This is a genomic window from Amycolatopsis eburnea (assembly GCF_003937945.1).
Taxonomy (GTDB): Bacteria; Actinomycetota; Actinomycetes; order Mycobacteriales; family Pseudonocardiaceae; genus Amycolatopsis; species Amycolatopsis eburnea.
The window spans coordinates 168,378-183,010 of record NZ_RSEC01000008.1 but is presented as its reverse complement, the minus strand read 5'-3'; the positions used below and the strand labels follow the sequence as shown (position 1 = coordinate 183,010).

Annotated in this window: 15 protein-coding genes; 9 read left to right on the top strand and 6 right to left on the bottom strand. The window is 72.4% G+C overall.

All coding sequences use genetic code 11. The annotated features are described in order from the left end of the window. Positions 1-111 precede the first annotated feature (111 nt). Positions 112-1,311: an MFS transporter gene (locus tag EIY87_RS02000; RefSeq protein ID WP_125305914.1), complete on the bottom strand. Its 1,200-nt coding sequence runs from the start codon at positions 1,309-1,311 to the stop codon at positions 112-114. A gap of 475 nt (positions 1,312-1,786) precedes the next feature. Here EIY87_RS02000 and EIY87_RS47540 point away from each other — a divergent pair, with 475 nt between their 5' ends. Beyond that, positions 1,787-1,957 (top strand): hypothetical protein, encoded by a 171-nt coding sequence (locus tag EIY87_RS47540; RefSeq protein WP_158641275.1) that lies wholly within the window; start codon positions 1,787-1,789, stop codon positions 1,955-1,957. On the opposite strand, the gene EIY87_RS01995 is transcribed toward EIY87_RS47540, so the two are convergent. Beyond that, positions 1,954-2,427, bottom strand: a complete 474-nt coding sequence (locus EIY87_RS01995) for an Lrp/AsnC family transcriptional regulator (protein ID WP_125305913.1) — start codon at positions 2,425-2,427, stop codon at positions 1,954-1,956. The genes EIY87_RS47540 and EIY87_RS01995 overlap by 4 nt on opposite strands. Before the next feature lie 212 nt (positions 2,428-2,639). On the opposite strand from EIY87_RS01995, the gene EIY87_RS01990 reads away from it, so the two are divergent. Beyond that, positions 2,640-3,629, top strand: a complete 990-nt coding sequence (locus EIY87_RS01990) for a beta-ketoacyl-ACP synthase III (protein WP_125305912.1) — start codon at positions 2,640-2,642, stop codon at positions 3,627-3,629. Here EIY87_RS01990 and EIY87_RS01985 read toward each other — a convergent pair. After that, positions 3,617-5,107: an adenylate/guanylate cyclase domain-containing protein gene (locus tag EIY87_RS01985; RefSeq protein ID WP_125305911.1), complete on the bottom strand. Its 1,491-nt coding sequence runs from the start codon at positions 5,105-5,107 to the stop codon at positions 3,617-3,619. The genes EIY87_RS01990 and EIY87_RS01985 overlap by 13 nt on opposite strands. A 64-nt stretch (positions 5,108-5,171) precedes the next feature. Between EIY87_RS01985 and EIY87_RS01980 the strand changes: the two genes are divergently transcribed. Continuing rightward, positions 5,172-5,669 carry an FBP domain-containing protein gene (locus EIY87_RS01980; RefSeq protein ID WP_125305910.1) on the top strand — a complete coding sequence of 166 codons (498 nt, stop codon included), beginning with the start codon at positions 5,172-5,174 and terminating at the stop codon, positions 5,667-5,669. Here EIY87_RS01980 and EIY87_RS01975 read toward each other — a convergent pair. Together EIY87_RS01975 and EIY87_RS01970 are read right to left on the bottom strand one after the other, a co-directional pair. After that, positions 5,666-6,478, bottom strand: a complete 813-nt coding sequence (locus EIY87_RS01975) for a class I SAM-dependent methyltransferase (RefSeq protein ID WP_125305909.1) — start codon at positions 6,476-6,478, stop codon at positions 5,666-5,668. The two genes, EIY87_RS01980 and EIY87_RS01975, sit on opposite strands and share 4 nt — an antisense overlap. Next, positions 6,478-7,161, bottom strand: a complete 684-nt coding sequence (locus tag EIY87_RS01970) for a FadR/GntR family transcriptional regulator (RefSeq protein WP_125305908.1) — start codon at positions 7,159-7,161, stop codon at positions 6,478-6,480. The genes EIY87_RS01975 and EIY87_RS01970 overlap by 1 nt, the downstream gene beginning before the upstream one ends. 44 nt (positions 7,162-7,205) lie before the next feature. On the opposite strand from EIY87_RS01970, the gene EIY87_RS01965 reads away from it, so the two are divergent. The 3 genes from EIY87_RS01965 (at position 7,206) to EIY87_RS01955 (ending at position 9,032) form a co-directional block, all read left to right on the top strand. Next, positions 7,206-7,829 (top strand): GNAT family N-acetyltransferase, encoded by a 624-nt coding sequence (locus EIY87_RS01965; RefSeq protein ID WP_125305907.1) that lies wholly within the window; start codon positions 7,206-7,208, stop codon positions 7,827-7,829. After that, positions 7,826-8,179: a VOC family protein gene (locus tag EIY87_RS01960; RefSeq protein WP_125305906.1), complete on the top strand. Its 354-nt coding sequence runs from the start codon at positions 7,826-7,828 to the stop codon at positions 8,177-8,179. Before EIY87_RS01965 ends, EIY87_RS01960 begins: the two co-directional genes overlap by 4 nt. A gap of 79 nt (positions 8,180-8,258) precedes the next feature. Beyond that, positions 8,259-9,032 carry a sulfite exporter TauE/SafE family protein gene (locus EIY87_RS01955; RefSeq protein ID WP_125305905.1) on the top strand — a complete coding sequence of 258 codons (774 nt, stop codon included), beginning with the start codon at positions 8,259-8,261 and terminating at the stop codon, positions 9,030-9,032. On the opposite strand, the gene hisC is transcribed toward EIY87_RS01955, so the two are convergent. Further along, complete coding sequence (gene hisC, locus EIY87_RS01950) at positions 9,013-10,077, bottom strand: histidinol-phosphate transaminase (RefSeq protein ID WP_125305904.1); 1,065 nt, start codon at positions 10,075-10,077, stop codon at positions 9,013-9,015. The two genes, EIY87_RS01955 and hisC, sit on opposite strands and share 20 nt — an antisense overlap. A gap of 146 nt (positions 10,078-10,223) precedes the next feature. Here hisC and EIY87_RS01945 point away from each other — a divergent pair, with 146 nt between their 5' ends. Genes EIY87_RS01945 through EIY87_RS01935 form a run of 3 tightly spaced genes read left to right on the top strand, consistent with a single transcriptional unit; the run spans position 10,224 to position 14,605 of the window. Next, positions 10,224-10,853: a dienelactone hydrolase family protein gene (locus tag EIY87_RS01945; protein WP_125305903.1), complete on the top strand. Its 630-nt coding sequence runs from the start codon at positions 10,224-10,226 to the stop codon at positions 10,851-10,853. Between the two features lie 19 nt (positions 10,854-10,872). Next, positions 10,873-12,852, top strand: a complete 1,980-nt coding sequence (locus tag EIY87_RS01940; protein WP_125305902.1) for an acetoacetate--CoA ligase — start codon at positions 10,873-10,875, stop codon at positions 12,850-12,852. A gap of 37 nt (positions 12,853-12,889) precedes the next feature. Continuing rightward, a complete protein-coding gene (locus EIY87_RS01935; protein ID WP_125305901.1) occupies positions 12,890-14,605 on the top strand; it encodes a phosphatidylglycerol lysyltransferase domain-containing protein in 1,716 nt (571 codons plus the stop codon). The last annotated feature ends 28 nt before the right edge of the window (positions 14,606-14,633 follow it).

Below are 14,633 nucleotides of genomic sequence, written 5' to 3'. Positions count from 1 at the left end.
TTCGGCAAGGAGATGACCAGGGCCTGCGGTCATGACGGAGAAAGCTTCACGTTCACTTGATCGGTTGCATCCGTCCATTGTGGTGTAACGCCGGGCACATACCCCTTGCGCTCAGGCGGGCACGGGTGGTGACGGCTCGCGCAGCGCGGCGGGCAGCCGGTTCCGCAGCGCGAGCAGCGCCGGGACGGCGGCCGCGCAGGTCAGCGCCAGCACCGACCAGGTCAGGGCGTTGCCCGCGGTGAGCAGCAGGGACAGCAGGCCGGGCGCGAGCGCCACCGGCAGTCCCCAGGAGAGCTGGAAGATCGAGCTGGCCCGCCCTTCGGCCCCGGGCGGCGCGGCTTCGGCGGCCGCCGCGGTGGCGGTCGGGCCGAACATCGCCTCCGCGACCGAGAACCCGACGCTGGCGGCGAGGATCAGCCCGGTGGCGACGCCCAGCGGAACGGCCTCCAGCGGGATCAACAGCGCGAAGCAGGCGGCGAACAGCACCGCGGCCCCGATCAGCCCCGCCGTCCGGCTGCGGCGGGCCAGCACCGCGACGACCGGCCGCTGGGTCGTGACGACGACCACGGTCCCGAGCGTGATGGCGGTCCCGGCGATCCACTGTGGACCGTGCAGCAGATCCCGCACGACGATCGGCAGCACGGCGAACTTGCTCGCGCTGGCGAACGTGAAAGCCAAGTGGGTGACGCAGAACCCGGTGAACGGCCGGTCCCCGAGCACGGCCCGCCAGCTCCCGGCCGGCGAGTCCGCGCGCGCCTCGGCACGGGGGAGCAGCCGGATCAGCACCGCCGCCACGGCGAAGCTCGCCGCGTTGACGTACGCGAGCAGGTGGAAGGCCCACGGGCTGGTGAAGGTCGGCAGCACGGCCATCGCGGCGGCCCCGACCCCGGCCCCGGCGAACCGCCCGGCGGTCTGCGTCGCGAGCACCCGATCGGTGTCCCGCCCCCCGGCGAGCCGCGCGGCCATCGGCGCGTTGCACGTCCAGAACAACCGGTCCCCGAACCCGGCCACGGCCGACACCACGACCACCTGCCAGCCGCTGTGCACGAAGGGGTAGGCGCAGAAGGCCCCGAGCCGCACGAGGTTCCCGGCCACGAGCAGCGCCCGCGGCCCGAACCGGTCCATGGCCACCCCGGCGGCCGGCCCGGTGACGAGCGCGAGCACCGCCCCGGTGCTCAGCGACGTCCCGGCGTCGACCAGGCCGAGCCCTTGGCCGTGCACGAGGAAGAGGAGCGCGAACGGCACCCAGAGCCCGCTGCCGAGCGCGTCGATCAGGGTGGCGGCGAGGAAGAGCCGGCGGTCCCGAACCATGCTGCGGAGTCCTTCCCCCAGGTGGACAGCAGGCCAGGATATCGGCGGAGTGGTGGCTTTCCCACCGGATTTCGCGTCGTAACACCGGGCGGCGCCGGGCCGACTCGCTCGGGCGTTGGCTGGTCCTGCTCGCGATGGGCGCCGCGGGCTGCGCGGGGCCGACCGGCGGAACGGCCGCGCCCGCGGCCGCCCCGGCGAAGGCCGGACCGGACCTCCTCACGCTCCTGCCCGACGCGTCCGCGTACCCGCCGCACCCGACCCGCAACGACGTCCTCGCGCACCGGGTGTTCACCCCTCCAGGAGATCGCCGAAAGCTCCTCCTGGAACGGATGCTCAGCCGTACGTCGGCACGCGGTTCGCGCTCGACGTCGCGGCGGTCCAGGCGCAGGCCGGCCAGTGCGGCCGGGTCGGTGACGGCAGCCCCTCCGACGCCCGGTTCACGCTCCCGGGGAACCCGAAGGCCGACCCCGCTCAGGTGCTCGCGATCAAGATGACCACCGGCGGCGACGTCGTGAAGCTGACCTACGTCGCGCAGGTCGGTGGTTACGTCGTCACCGCCTTCGCGCTCTGCACCGAGCAGGCGGTCTGCGAAGCCGCGCTCAAGCCCGTCCTCGCCGACGGCGTCGCGAAGGCCCGCGCCGCCTAGGGGCCCAGTGGCAGGTCCAGTCCCACCTTCACCCGGTCCATCGCCACGCTCGTCGTGAAGTGCCGGACGTTCGGGTTCTCGAAGAACATCCGCCGGGTGAACGCCTCGAAGCCCGCCATGTCCGGGCACGTCACGATCAGCACGAAGTCGGCGTTGCCGGTGACGTAGTAGCACTGCTGGACGCAGTCGTCGGTGAGCACCTGGCGGCGGAACGCGTCGAGGACCGCGAGGTTCTCGCGCTCCATCTCGACCATCACCACGAACGTCATGTTCAGCCCGAGCGCCTCCGGCGAGAGGATCGCCACCTCGCGCTCGATGACGCCCGCCTCGCGCAGCCGCTTGATCCGCCGCTGGACCGCCGCGGCCGAGAGGCCGACCTTCGCGCCGATCGTCTCGGCGATGGTGCGGGCGTCCGCCTGGAGGCAGGCGAGGATGGCGGTGTCCAGCTGGTCGAGGTCGGGTGTCTGCACTCAAGCAGGCTAACCGGCACCCCCGACAATCCGCCTCGGCTCAACCCCGCGCTCACTCCTCCGTGACGCCGCTCACTACTCCGAACGAGGCGAAGATGAAACAACTTTCTGAGTGACCTGGAACACAACTCACGGGTCTACCAGGGGGTAGCGCATACAAGTGGAAGACCAGCCGGTCGCCCGCCAACCCGCCGGCGTGGGGAGGCTTTCCCGTGCCCGCACCTGCCGCCGTGCTGACCGGCCTCGGCTCGTGGTTGCCGACGAAAGTCCTGGACAACCACGAGATCGCCGCCCGGCTCGACACCTCGGACGAGTGGATCCGGACCCGCACCGGGATCCGCGAGCGCCGCGTTTCCGGGCCGGACGAGTCCACTGTGGACCTCGCGGTCGGGGCGGGGCGCGAAGCGCTGGGCGGCGGGAGCGCCGACGTCGTCGTGCTCGCCACCTCCACGCCCGACCAGCCGTGCCCGGCCAGCGCGCCGCAGGTCGCCGCCCGGCTCGGGCTCGGCACGGCCGCCGCGTTCGACGTCAACGCCGTCTGCAGCGGGTTCGTCTACGCGCTGGCCACCGCGGCCGGGTTCATCGCCGGCGGGCTCGCCGAGCGCGTGCTCGTGATCGGCGCCGACACCTTCACCACGCTCATCGACCCCAACGACCGCACCACCGTGCCGATCTTCGGCGACGGCGCCGGCGCGGTCCTGCTGCGGGCGGGCGAGGCCGGCGAGCCCGGCGCGTTCGGGCCGTTCGACCTGCACAGCGAGGGCGAGCTCGCCGATCTGCTGTGGGTCGAAGCCGGCGGCGCCCGGAAGCGGCTGTCCGACACCCCGGCCGACCGGTTCCTCGCCATGCAGGGCACCGCGGTCTTCCGGCACGCCTGCGCGCGGATGGCGGAGTCCTCGCGCACCGTCCTGGAGCGCGCGGGCTGGATGGTCGGCGACGTCGACCGCTTCGTCGGGCACCAGGCGAACATCCGGATCCTCCAGGCGACGGCGAAGCAGCTGGGCATGCCGGCGGACGCCGTCGTCGCCAACATCGACCGGGTCGGCAACACCAGCGCCGCGTCCATCCCGCTCGCGCTGGCCGACGCCCGCGCCGACGGCACCCTCGCGCCCGGCCACCGCGTGCTGCTCAGCGCGTTCGGCGCGGGCCTGACCTGGGGTTCGACCGTGCTGCACTGGCCGGATCTGGGTCAGCTGTCCTGAATCGCGGTCCACGTGGGCGTCGCTTCCTGACGGCCGCGCAGCTCCAGCTCGCCGTGCTTCGCCCAGTGCGCCGCTTCGCTCGGTAATGCCGCCGAGACGACGGCGTCGCTCACCAGGATCCGCGACGGCACCGCCTTGGCCAGCTCGGTGAGCCGCGCGGCCTCGTTGACCGCGTCGCCGATCACGGTGTACTCGAGGCGGCTGCTGCTGCCCAGCTGCCCGGCGAACACCGGGCCGCTCGAGACGCCGATGCCGAGGTCGAGCTCGCCGGCCTCGCGGACGGCGTCCCGGATCGCGCGGGCCGCGGCGAGCGCGGCGGTCGGCGCGTCCGCCAGCCGGGTCGGGGCGCCGAAGATGCACAGCGCGGCGTCGCCCTGGAACTTGTTGACCAGCCCGCCGCGCGCGCCGACCGCGGAGACGACGGCGGCGAACAGCCGGTTCAGCTTCCCGACCAGCTCCTCCGGCGGCGTCCGGTAGGCCAGCGCGGTCGAGTCGACGACGTCGACGAACAGCGCCGTCACCTCGCGGACGTCCCCGGACAGCGACGCGCCGTACTCCAGCGCGTGCCGGGCGACGTCGGCGCCGACGTGCCTGCCGAAGAGGTCCCGCATCCGCGCCTGCTCGCGCAGGCCGGCGGCGAGCTGGTTCACCGACGTCTGGAGCAGGCCGATCTCGCTGGAGTCGTCGACGTCGACGGCGACGCTCGTGTCGCCGCGCGCGATCTCGTCGAGCGCCACGCGCAGCCGGTGCAGCGGCGCCGCGACGGCCCTGGCCAGCAGCGCGGTGCCGATCGCGCCGACGGCGAGGCCGAGCACCGACAGCAGGACCAGGCTCGCGGTGGGGTTGCCCGAGCCGAGGTCGGGCGGGGTGGCGACGAGCAGCACGCCTACGAACGGGACGCCGCTGGCCAGCGCCCAGGTGACGACCAGCCGGGTCAGCACGGTGACCGGCAGCGAGCCGCGCGGCGGCAGGACGCCCAGCGCGATCGTCATCACCGGCCGCGCCACCCACTCGGCCGCGAGGTAGGTGAGGCCGACCGTGGTCAGCCCGCCGAGGCCGATCACGGTCGCCATGCCGACGGCGTCGTCGGCCGAGCCGAGCGCCCCGGCCAGCGAGGTGAGGATGACGGTGCCGATCAGCCAGAGCGTGCCGCTGACCACGGCCATGTCCACCGGCAGCCGCAGCGCGCGCTTGGCTTCGCTCTCCGACGGCGGGCGGCCGAGCACGAACCAGATCGCGGTGCGGCGCTGCAGCCACGCCGTCCACGCGGTGCCGGCCAGCAGCGACGCCGCGACGATCAGGGCGGCGGTCATCCCGAGCACCCAGCCGTGCTCGCCGACGTCGCTGGGCAGGCCCTGCAGCACCAGCAGCAGGGCGACCACCCCGGAGCCGGCCACACTGGAGCCGACGCCCAGACCGGCGAAGCCCAGGCTGGTGCGCAACACCACCCGGAAGTTCCTCACGGCGATCTTGCGCACGGCGTCGATCGTACGGCCGAAAATGCGTGGCCACCGCCGGTGCCCGCTGGTTACCGTGCCGATCATGGACCCACTCGGCCAGGACGAGATCCGGGCCTCGTTCGTCAACTGCACCCGCGGCGAAGCCAAGGGCGTGACACTGCCCGCCCGGCCCGAGGAAATCCCGTGGGACAAGCGGGAGTTCCTCGGCTGGCGCGACCCCAAGGCGCCGGGGCGCGCCTACCTCGTGCTGCCCCACGGCGGCGAAGTCGTCGGGCTCGCCCTGCGCGCGGCGCCCGCGCCGAAGTCCCGGCTGCGCAGCAACATCTGCGGCTTCTGCACCACGACGCACGGGCTGTCCGACATCACGCTGTTCTCCGGAAAGCGCGCCGGGAAGGCCGGCCGCGACGGCAACACGCTGGGCATCTACGCCTGCGGGAACCTCGGGTGCTGCCAGTACGTGCGCGGCGAGCTGAAGTCCGACGTGCCGCAGCCGTTCGAGACGCTCACGGTGGACGAACGCGTCGCGCGGCTCGAGGAGAAGCTGCACAAGTTCGTGGCGCGGGTGCTGGAGTCCCGTTAGAACCGGTACCGCACGAGCCGCGCCATCCGCGCCAGCGGCGGGAAGTACTTCAGCGTCCGCAGCTGGAACCGCGTGAACGGCCGGAGCCGGGCCATGACGTCCGGGGTGGACCAGTGCGCCGCGTCCAAAGAGGACACCAGCGTGAGGCCGTAGCGCTCCAGCTCGTGCGGGTCGTCGACGCCCCAGCGCAGGGTCGCTTTCGCCCGCCGGACGGGCGTGTTGAGCTTCTGCGCCTTGATGCCGAGCTTGCTGAAGAGGTCGCAGACGAGTTCGCCGGACGGGAACTTCGCGACCAGCCTGCGGATCAGCTCGGTGCCGTCCTCGGGGGTCAGGTACATGGTCAGGCCCTCGGCGACGATCAGCGCGGGCCGGTCCGACGGCACCTGGCCGAGCCAGCCGAAGTCGGTGACCGAAGTGCCGATGTTCGTGTGGTTCGGCGCCGGCGCGTAGAGCTTTTCGCGCAGCTCGACGACCTCGGGGTAGTCGACGTCGTACCAGTGCGCGGTTTCCGGCGGGGCGAGGCGCTGGAACCGGGTGTCCATGCCGCAGCCGAGGTGCAGCACGACCGCGTCCGGGTGCTCGGCGAGGTATTCGGCGGCCCAGCCGTCGATCGGCTTCGCACGCAGGACGATGCTCACGGCGCTGTCGCGGGTGATGCCGAGCTTCGCGAAGTCGTAGTCGATCTGCTGGACGGCCTCGTCGGCGGCCCGGTCGCCGAGCACCGGGTCGGCCTCGCGGCTGTCGAGCGCGCGGCCGTAGAGGGTGGCCAGCATGGTGGCCTTTTCCTCGGTGAAGCGCACCTTCTCCATCAGGGCTCCTCGGCGGCGAAGTCGTGGGCGTAGGTCTTGGCGTCGAGCAGGTGCTTGAGGGTCAGCTCGCGGGCCGCGGCGGGATCGGACCGGCGGACGGCGTCGAGGATGGCGCGGTGGTCGTCGACGGCCTTGCGGATCTGGCCGGGCAGCCGCAGCGCCGCCCGCCGCTCCTCGCCGACCAGTGCGAGGACCGAGCGCAGCAGCCCGGCGACGTCGTCGTTGCCCGCGTTCTGCGCGATCACCCGGTGGAACTCGGCGTCGGTGGCGATCACGCGCAGCATGTCCCCGGCTTGGGCGGCCCGCGCCATCTCGGCGACGTTGTCCTCGAGCCGGCTCACGGTCTTCGCGGTGGCGTGCCTCGCCAGCCGCTCGGCGAGCGTCGGCTCGACGGTCGCGCGCAGGTCGAAGAGCTTTTCGACGAGCTGGTCGTGCTCGGTGAACCAGGTGCGCAGGGGTTGTTCCTGCTGTTCGCGCACGTAGGTCCCGGAGCCGGCGCGGATCTGGACGTAGCCGATGGAGTCGAGGACGCGCAGCGCTTGCCGCAGTGACCCGCGGCTGATGCCGAGCTCTTCGCACAGCACGCGCTCGGCGGGCAGCCGCGACCCCGGCGGCAGGTCGCCGGAGTCGATCCGCGACCGCAGCCGGTCCACGGTCGCGCTCCAGACCTGCTCGGTGTCCACGCCGCCCATCCTGTCAGCTCCGGGAATTGTCGGGGGTGGCTGTCATGATCGCGGACGTGGAGATCTTGGGGGCGTGGGCGCGCGGCTGGGCGGTGTCGCGGGCGGTGGCGGCGCCGGTCGAGGAGCCGGACGGGCACCGTCTCGACGTCGGGTTGCCCGGCCACCGGGTGCGTTACCTGCTGCGCTCGCCGTCGACGGTGGCGTCGCGGGCGCGCACGGTGGCCGCGCCCGGCACGTGGCTGAAGACGTGCGGCCCGCGCGCGGCGGTGCTGGCGGGCCTGACGGCGGAGTGGGAGGCAGGGGAGACGGAGTACTTGATGACGTTCGAGGGGCCGGTGCCCGCGGTGGCGGTGCCGCCCGGGTACGCGGTGGCGGTGACGGGTTCGGGCCCGGCGTGGGACGTGGCGGTGTCCTTCGACGGCGCTCCGGCGGCGCGGGGCCGGGTCGCGGTGGCCGGCGGGGTGGCGGTGTTCGACAAGATCGAGACGGAGCCGGAGCACCGGCGCCGAGGTTTGGGCCGGGCGGTCATGCACCAGCTGAGCGCCGCGGCCGGGATCGGGTCGAGCGCGTTGCTGGCCACGGAAGCCGGGCGCGGGCTGTACGCCTCGCTCGGCTGGCAGGTGGTGTCGGAGCTGGTACCCGCGCACGTCCCGGAAGGAGCGGCATGACGGCGAAGTTCAAGGACCTCGCGCTGGACGCGAACGACCACCAGGCGCTGGCGGACTGGTGGTGCGCGGCGCTGGGCTACGTCCGCCGCGACTCGCTGACCGGGGATTCGCGCCCGGAAGACTGGCCGGTCCCGATCGTCGACCCGGCCGGCGAGGGCCCGCTGATCTGGCTCAACCCGGTCCCGGAGGCGAAGTCGGTGAAGAACCGCATGCACCTGGACGTCTTCGGCGAGACGTCGGAGCTGCTCGCGCTGGGCGCGACGTTGATCCGTGAGCGAGGAGGTGATGTGGACTGGGACCAGCTGGCCGACCCGGAGGGCAACGAGTTCTGCGTCTTCGCGCCGCGCTGAGTGTCTGGCCTGCCACATCTGACCCCGTGTGCGTCGCGGCTCCGCGCCGCGATGCTTAGGCTCCGCACGTGAATGCTTCATGACGTGGTGGCACGCGGCGATCATCGTGGTCGCCGGGATCTGGGCGGGCACCATCAACGCCGTCGTCGGGTCGGGGACGCTCGTGACCTTCCCCGTGCTCGTCGCGCTCGGCTATCCGCCGGTGACGGCGACGACGTCGAACGCCATCGGGCTCGCGCCCGGGACGCTCAGCGGGGCCTGGGGGTACCGGCACGAGCTCACGGGCTACTGGCGGCAGACCGCGAAGTTCGCCGCCGCGTCGTTCCTCGGGGCCATCGGGGGCACGATCCTGCTGCTCTCGCTGCCGAAGGACGCCTTCGAAGCCGTCGTGCCCGTGCTCGTCGGCCTGGCCGTGATCCTCGTGATCGTGCAGCCGAAGGTGTCCAAGTGGGTGGCGAAGCGCCGCGAAGGCAACGGCGAAGAGCACAAGGCCGGTCCGCTGCTGATGTTCTTCATCTTCCTCATCGGCGTCTACGGCGGGTACTTCACCGCCGCGCAGGGCGTGATGCTGATGGCGGTCATGGGGATGCTGCTGTCCGAGCCGCTGCAGAAGCTCAACGGCGTCAAGAACGTGCTCGCCGCCGTCGTAAACGTCGTCGCCGGGGTGATCTACGCGTTCGTCGCGCCGATCAGCTGGCCCGTCGTGCTGTGGCTGGCGGTGGGGTCGACCGCCGGCGGCTTCCTCGGCGCGAAGATCGGCCGGAAGCTGCCGCCGGCGGTGCTGCGCGGCGTGATCGTCGTGATCGGGGTCGCCGCCGTCGTCCAGCTGGTCGTCAAGCAGTTCGCGAACTGAACTCGCGGGCCGCGGCCAGGAACAGGTCGTTCTCCTCGCGGGTCCCGATGGTCACGCGCACGCCGTCGCCGGCGAACGGGCGCACCACGAGCTTGCGGTCCAGCGCGTGCTCGGCGAACGGGACCGCCTGGTCACCGAGGGGCAGCCAGACGAAGTTCGCCTGCGTCTCGGGCACCCGGTAGCCGGCTTCGAGCAGCGCGTCCCGGACCCGGCCGCGTTCGGCGACGATCTCCTGGCAGCGCGCCAGCAGCTCGTCGGCCGCGTCCAGCGACGCCAGCGCCGCGACCTGGGCCAGCATGTTCACCGAGAAGGCGACGTACACCTGGCGAAGGGCGTCCGCGATCGGCTCCGGCGCGACCGCGTACCCCACGCGCAGGCCCGCGAGGCCGTACGCCTTCGAGAACGTGCGCAGCACCATCACGTTCGAGCGCGTCCGCGTGTACTCGACGCCGTCGGGCACCTCGGGGTCGGTGACGAACTCCTTGTACGCCTCGTCGAGCACGATCAGCACGTGCTCCGGCACGGCGTCGATGAACCGCTCGAGCTCGGCGCGGCGGATCGCCGTGCCGGTCGGGTTGTTCGGGTTGCAGACGAAGACGACCCGCGTCTGGTCCGTGATCGCCGCGAGCATCGCGTCCAGGTCGAGCTCCTGGCCTTCGGTGATCGGCACCTTCACCGAGACGGCGTTCGCGACCTGCGTGACGATCGGGTACGCCTCGAACGAGCGCCACCCGAAGATGACCTCTTCGCCCGGCGCGCAGACGGCCTGGATCGTCTGCTGGCACAGCGAGACCGAGCCGCAGCCGATCGCGACGCGCTCCACCGGGACGTCCAGGTCGCGGGCCAGCCGCTCGCGCAGCGCCTGCGACCCGGTGTCCGGGTAGCGGTTGATCCCGGCCGCGGCCTCGGCGATCGCCTGGGCGACGCTCGGCAGCGCGCCGCCGGGCACCTCGTTGCTCGCCAGCTTGATCGCGCCTTCGATCGTCCGGCCGGGGACGTATTTCGGCAACGATTCGAGATCGGCACGCGGGGACACGGACGGCATCTTCGGCGCTCCTGGAATTCGACGGGACGACCCGGTCACCGTATCTTTTCCGCCCGCCGCCCCGCGAGTCCCTTCAGACGGTCGGCGGCGTGCTCTCCTGCCACACTGGGTTCCTCCCGTTCACCTCGAAGTGATTGAGTGACGCAATGACGTCGACCAGCACCGTGGACTACCAGCGCACCGACGGTCCCACCCTCCGCCTGACCTTCTCGGAGCCCGAGGGGTCGCTACGCGGCGGCCTGGTGGTGCTGCACGAAGCGGACGGCGTCACCGACGGCGTGAAGCTGCTGCTCGCCAGCCTGGCCACGGAGGGGTGGCTGACCGTCACCCCGCACCTGGAGAACGACCGCCTCACCCAGCAGGACCTGCTCGACGCGACCGACCTGACCCTCGCCTGGCTCGTCGAACGCGGCGTCCAGGGCGACCTGCTCGGCGTGATGGGCTTCGACCTCGGCGGCACCGCGGCCCTCGTCGTCGCCTCGCACCGGAAGCTGGGCGCGGCCGTCAGCGTCGGCGGCCAGCAGGCGGCGGAGCTGCCCGCGCTGGTCGAGATCGCCGGGAAGCTCACCAGCCCGTGGCTCGGCATGTACGGCGACGCCGGCGACGAGGCGGGCGGTGCCGAGGTCGAGCGCCTGCGCGACGCCGCCGCGTCGGCGAAGGTCGCCACGAACGTCGTCCACTACCCGGGCGCGAACCACCGCTTCGACGCCGACCCCGGCGCGGCCGCGGAGGCGTGGCAGCGAACCCTGAACTGGTTCGACGCGCACCTGCGGTGAGCGGGATTACCCTCGTGACGTGACGCACACCGCAGACGCTCCCGAGGTCCTGTGGCGCCCCGAGCCGCGCCACGTCGCCGACACCAAGATCGAAGCCTTCCGCCAGTGGCTGCGTGCCGAGCGCGGCGTCGAGGTGGACGACTACCGCTCGCTGCACGAGTTCTCCGTCGAGCGCGGCCCGGACTTCTGGGCGGCGGTGGCGGACTTCCTCGGCGTGCGCTGGCACGACCGGCCCGGTGAGGTGCTCTCGGGCGGGATGCCGGACGCCGTCTGGTTCGAGGGCGGCACGCTCAACTACGCCGAGCACGCGCTCACGCCCGGCGTCGCGGGCGCCGCGAAGGGCGACGACGAGACGGCGGTGATCTTCCACCGCGAAGACGGCCTCGCCACCCAGCTGACGTACGGCGAGCTGCGTGCGCAGGTCGCGGCGGCCCGCGCGGCGTTCCTCGAGCTGGGCGTCGGCAAGGGCGACCGGGTCGTCGCGCTGGCCCCGAACTGCCCGCAGACGCTGGTCGCGTTCCTGGCCGCGGCGAGCATCGGCGCGATCTGGTCGTCGTGCTCGCCCGACTTCGGCGTCCGCGCGGTCGCGGACCGGTTCGTGCAGATCGAGCCGAAGCTGTTCTTCGCCGTCAACGCCTACGCGTACAACGGCCGCCAGTTCGACATCCGCACGACCGTGGCCGATTTGCAGGCGAAGCTGCCGTCGCTGGCCGCGACCGTGCTCGTCGAGTACGTCGGCGAGGGCCGGATGGACGGCACGCTCGACTGGGCTCAGCTGCTCGCGAAGCACCGGGGCGCGCCGCTGCTGTTCGAGCCGGTCGAGTTCGCGCACCCGCTGTGGGTGCTCTACTCCTCGGGCACCACGGGCCTGCCGAAGGGCATCGTGCACGGCCACGGCGGCATCGTCCTCGAGCACCTCAAGGCCCTTGCGCTGCAGACCGACCTCGGGCCGGGCGACCGGTTCTTCTGGTTCAGCACCACCGGCTGGATGATGTGGAACTTCCTCGTCTCGGGCCTGCTGGTGGGCACCACGATCGTGCTCTACGACGGCAGCCCGGGCCACCCGGACCTGAACGCGCTCTGGCACCTGGCCGAGCAGCACCGCGTCACCTACTTCGGCACGTCGGCGCCGTTCATCCAGAGCTGCCTCAAGGCGGGCATCAAGCCGGCCGAGCGCTACGACCTGACGGCGTTGCGCGCGGTGGGCTCCACCGGCGCGCCGCTGAGCGTCGAGGGCTTCCGGTGGATCGTGAACGAGGTCGGGCGGAACGTCCAGATCTGCTCGGTCTCCGGCGGCACCGACCTGTGCGCGGCGTTCGTCGCGGCCGCCCCCGACGTCCCGGTCTGGCTGGGGGAGCTGTCGTGCCCGGCGCTGGGCGCCGCGGTGCACGCGTTCGACGAGGCGGGCAACGCCGTCGTCGAGGAGGTCGGCGAGCTCGTCATCACCAAGCCGATGCCGTCGATGCCGGTGTTCTTCTGGAACGACCCGGACGGCTCGCGCCTGCGTGAGGCGTACTTCGAGGTGTACCCGGGCCTGTGGCGCCACGGCGACTGGATCCGGCTCACGAACCGCGGCTCGGCGGTCATCTACGGCCGCAGCGACTCGACCCTCAACCGCGGCGGCGTCCGGATGGGCACGGCGGAGTTCTACCGGGTCGTCGAGGGCTACGACGAGATCGCGGACTCGCTGGTCGTGGACACCTCGGCGGCCGGGAACGAGGACGGGCAGCTGATCTGCTTCGTCGTGCTCGCCGGCGGTGCCGAGCTCGAAGCGGTCGAGCCGCGGCTGCGGAAGGAGCTCCGCAGCGCTCTGTCACCGCGGCATGTACCCGATCGGTTCGTGGTGGTTTCCGAGATTCCTCGTACCTTGAACGGTAAGAAGTGTGAGGTACCGGTGAAGAAGATCCTCGCCGGTGTGGCTCCCGACCGGGCCGTCAGCCGCGACGCGCTGGCCAACCCGGCGGCGCTGACGCCGTTCGTGGAGCTCGCCGGGGGCTAGATGGGGGAAGCATGATCGTCCGCAACGGGTTGTACGGGTGGTGACGGGTACTCGCGCGCAGACCACCTGGCGGGTGGCGGGGGCCACCACCGTGGGGGTGATCACCTGGGTGACCCGGCTGGCCGGACTGATGACGCTCGTGTCGGTCCTGGTGCCCGCCGGTCGCCGCAACCTGCGCGGGCGCCTGTCGGAGTGGCTGGAGCTGCCGCAGGAGGCGACGGTCGCGGCGGCGACCGTGGCGTTGGTCACGGGCGTGCTGCTGGTGCTGCTGGCCGCGGGGCTGCGGCGGCGCAAGCGCCGGGCCTGGCAGCTGGCGGTCGGCGCGACGGTGCTGCTCACGGTGTCGCACCTCGGGCTGCGGCACGTCTTCGGCGCCGGGCTGGTGTCGGTCGTGCTGCTGGTGGGCCTGATCGCGAGCCGCCGCTACTTCGTCGCGAAGCCGGACCCGGTGGTCGGCCGCTGGCGCGCGGTGCGCGTGTTCCTGCAGCTGGCGCTGGCCGGGTTCGTGATCAACGTCATCCTGCTGTCGGTCGCCTCGCGCGCGGTGCTGGAGCCGATGAGCTTCGCCGACCGGGTGGCGGAGTCCGCGCTCGCGCTGGTCGGCGCCAGCGGGCCCGCGGTGTTCCACCAGATGTGGCTGGAGGACATGACGGCCGCCGTCGGCCTGCTGTTCGGCCTCGCCGCGGTCCTGGTCTCGGCGTACTTCCTGCTGCGGTCGGCCGAGCCGGCGCCGCGGCTGAGCGACGAGGAGGTCGCCCGCCTCCGCAAGCTGCTGGACGAGCACGGCGAGCGGGACTCCCTCGGCTACTTCGCGCTGCGGCGCGACAAGTTCGCGGTGTTCTCCCGCACGGGCAAGGCCGCGGTCACCTACCGCGTGATCGCGGGCGTGGCGCTCTGCTCGGCGGACCCGCTGGGCGACCACGAGGCCTGGCCGGGCGCGATCGAGGAGTACCTGGAGATCTGCCGCCGCAACGGCTGGGTCCCGGCGGCGATGGGCGTGTCTGAGCTGGGCGCGACGGTCTGGGCCCGCTTCGGCCTGGAAGTCCTGGAGATCGGCGACGAAGCGGTCGTCGACGTCGACGGCTTCACCCTGGACGGCCGGATCATGCGCGGCGTCCGCCAAGCGGCGGCCCGCACGAAGCGCGCGGGCTACAAGGTGCTGGTCCGCCGCGCCGAAGACCTGCGCTTCGGCGAACTGGACGAGCTGACGGCCCTGGCCGCCAACTGGCGCGGCACGGACACCGAGCGCGGCTTCTCGATGGCGCTCGGTCGCATGGGCGACCCGAGCTCGGTCCTGGTGACGGCCGAGCAGGGCGGCCGCGTCCGCGGCGTCCTCCAGTTCGTCCCGTGGGGCGCGACGGGCCTGTCGCTGGACGTCATGCGCCGCGACCGCACGGCCGACAACGGCGTCAACGAGCTGATGATTTCCGAGCTCCTGCTGGCCGCCGGCCGCCACGGCATTTCCCAGGTCTCCCTGAACTTCGCGGCGTTCCGCGCCCTGATGGAACAGGGCCAGCGCATCGGCGCGGGCCCGGTCGCGAAGACGGCGGCGAAGGTCCTGCACTTCTTCTCGCGCTGGATCCAGATCGAAACGCTCTACCGCTTCAACGCGAAGTTCCAGCCCCGCTGGGTCCCGCGCTACCTGGTCTACCCGGGCGTCCGCGAACTGCCCCGCGTCGGCATCGCGACGTTCGAGGCGGAAGGCCTCGGCGGGCGCTCGCCACGCCTGCTCAGGCTGCTGCGACGGGCCTGAGGGGGGTCGCTTTCAGGGGTGATCCGGG